Source organism: Gluconobacter oxydans, assembly GCF_006539685.1.
Lineage (GTDB): Bacteria > Pseudomonadota > Alphaproteobacteria > Acetobacterales > Acetobacteraceae > Gluconobacter > Gluconobacter oxydans.
The window spans coordinates 1-2,386 of record NZ_BJNM01000083.1; the positions used below are offsets into that span (position 1 = coordinate 1).

Consider the following 2,386-nt stretch of genomic DNA (forward strand, 5'->3'; position numbering starts at 1 on the left):
CCTCCACGTAATTTAGCGTTGAGTCCGAATATATGTGTCAGGATTACCAGAAGATATCCTGGCCATGGGTGTCACCAGGATATCAGACCATTGTCCCCCCGCTACGGAGACCTGCCTTTATGTTCATTTCCACCCCAGATTAGCGCGAAATTTTTCCAGCCAGTCTGTTACTTTGTGCAGGGCCTCACTCCCCTTTCCAAACAAGCCGGACAGATCGTTTCCAAAATCATCGCCATCTGCCTCTTCTTTCTTCGGTAGAGTTGGCAGGATATGAGAGAAATAGGTTTTATCAAGAAGGCGGTGCAACAACCGCTCACCAGGGAATGGTTCCCCATTATTGATCGCTCTGGCCGCTTTGAATATTGTCCGGATATCATACTGCGTCGGACTGATATCCGGAACCTGCTTTGGTAGTTTAAGCAACGTATAGACCGCGATACGCGCCGTACGGACCGAGCTTTCCATTGTGAAAATAATGTCGTTGCTGGTCTCTACGAACTGACCAAGCAGACCAAGGTTCGTGCAGCCCTCGGGAACGACATGTGGCCGGTCTCCAGCAGCGCGCGGCATGAACTGTGCTGTAATATAAGGCATCAACGCCAGACGAACCTTCGTGTTTAGAGCAATGGCGTCCAGTTGCTCCACTATTCCGAGATGGTAGCAGAGTTCAGCCAGAATTTCCCGACCGGTACAGGCGGGCATCGGCTTCTTCACATAATTGCCTTCCTTGTCCATCAGAAGAGCATAGACCCAGATCACCAGCACATCATCAGGCTGGGTCGGAAAATGTGGCTGACGATTGCAGGTGAAACTGAGCACCCAGTTTGAGTCGGTGAAGGTGATGACACCGCCCGTTACGGTCTTGCCCGAATAGGGATCGTTGACCGAGAGCTCCTTCAGTTTATCGACAAAAGGTGACGGCCGACAGGTCAGTGTCGCGGACTCCCACATTGAGCCTTTGACATCACCATAGAACTTATCCGGCCGACCAAAGACAGGAGATTTCCGGGCCAGATTGCGCCACAGCGTCCAGTCGCTCTCTTCCCCGGGCTCATGGAGGCCACGTTCCAGCACTGGCACCGTGTCCATGTCACCATAGGCCGTGCCTTCCGTCATGGAGCCGGTCAGGGCAAAAACCAGATCATTCGGATGAACAGGTATGGTGGTTTCCTGTCCATCGACCATGGCCCGCAGTCCGGTTACGGTCTTTTCGTCCCCGCGTATCTGAAGATCGACATCATGAACGCGCGTGTTGAACTGGATCTTCACGCCCTTGTCCCGCAACAGACGTGCCAGGGGGACGACGAAGCTGTCATACTGATTGTATTTCGGGAAAACGAGCGTCGACATGTCCGCCATCCCGTCGATCGCATCCAGGAAGCGATGCATGTACAATTTCATTTCCAGCAAGCTCTGCCAGTTCTCGAAAGCGAACATCGATCGCCACAGGTACCAGAAATTCGTCTCGAAGAAGCTTTCGCTGAAATACGCCTCTATCGTGATGTCATCGAGGTCTTCCTTGCGCCTGAGCAAGAGGCGGATCAGTTCCCACTGATGCGATTTGCTGAGGCCCAGGGTCGCGAAATCACGAATTTTCCCCTGTTGGTGCATGAGGCGGGATTTGGAGTAATTGGGGTCATTATCGTTGACCTGCCGATATTCATCGAGAACACTAAAGCCCGCAGGGAGTTCAAGGGCTGGAACATCCTGGAACAGATCCCAGAAATTGTCGTAGTTCCAGTTCATCTCCCGGCCGCCGCGAACGATATAACCCTCTTCGGCGTTACCCGCTCCGTCCAATGACCCGCCGGCAATGTCCATCGTGTCGAGGATGGTGATGTCTTCACCTTTCATCCTGCCATCACGGATCATGTAGAATGCGGCGGCAAGCCCGGCAATGCCGCTGCCAATGATCCATGCCTTGCGGCCATCTACCGCCTCAACCGGCACAGGATGATTCCGCATATATGGCCCCATCATGTCAGGTGGAGGCAACGTGTCCTGCGGTCCCTTACGCCAATAGGTCGCCGTTGCATCGGTTTCGACAGTGAAGGCTCTGGTCGGGCTTTCTGAGCCTGAGGATACATTATCACTCATGACAATCCCTTTATTCTGGCACGACAGTCGGTCATCGCACTATCCGCACGGATGACGCTATCATCTGATATTCAGATATCAAATGATATTCCGTTTCGATGCGATTTCCATACAGGTAACAGATTAAGGCAGGGCCAGATTTTCCCTTAGTCACAGACGGTCCATCCATGTTTCAGAAGCTGAAGACCCTGAACACCAACGCAGCCTGTCAATCAGTTTCCCCGGCCAACTCGCGACCGCCTGTGGCTTCAACCAGATCATTCAGCACAGTCTGAACGCCTAGGTGTTT

Annotated in this window: 1 protein-coding gene; it reads right to left on the reverse strand. The window is 52.9% G+C overall.

From position 1 onward, the window contains the following. Positions 1-123 precede the first annotated feature (123 nt). Positions 124-2,097, reverse strand: coding sequence for an oleate hydratase (locus GOX01_RS12615; RefSeq protein ID WP_034954644.1), 1,974 nt, complete (start codon positions 2,095-2,097; stop codon positions 124-126). Positions 2,098-2,386: the final 289 nt, after the last annotated feature.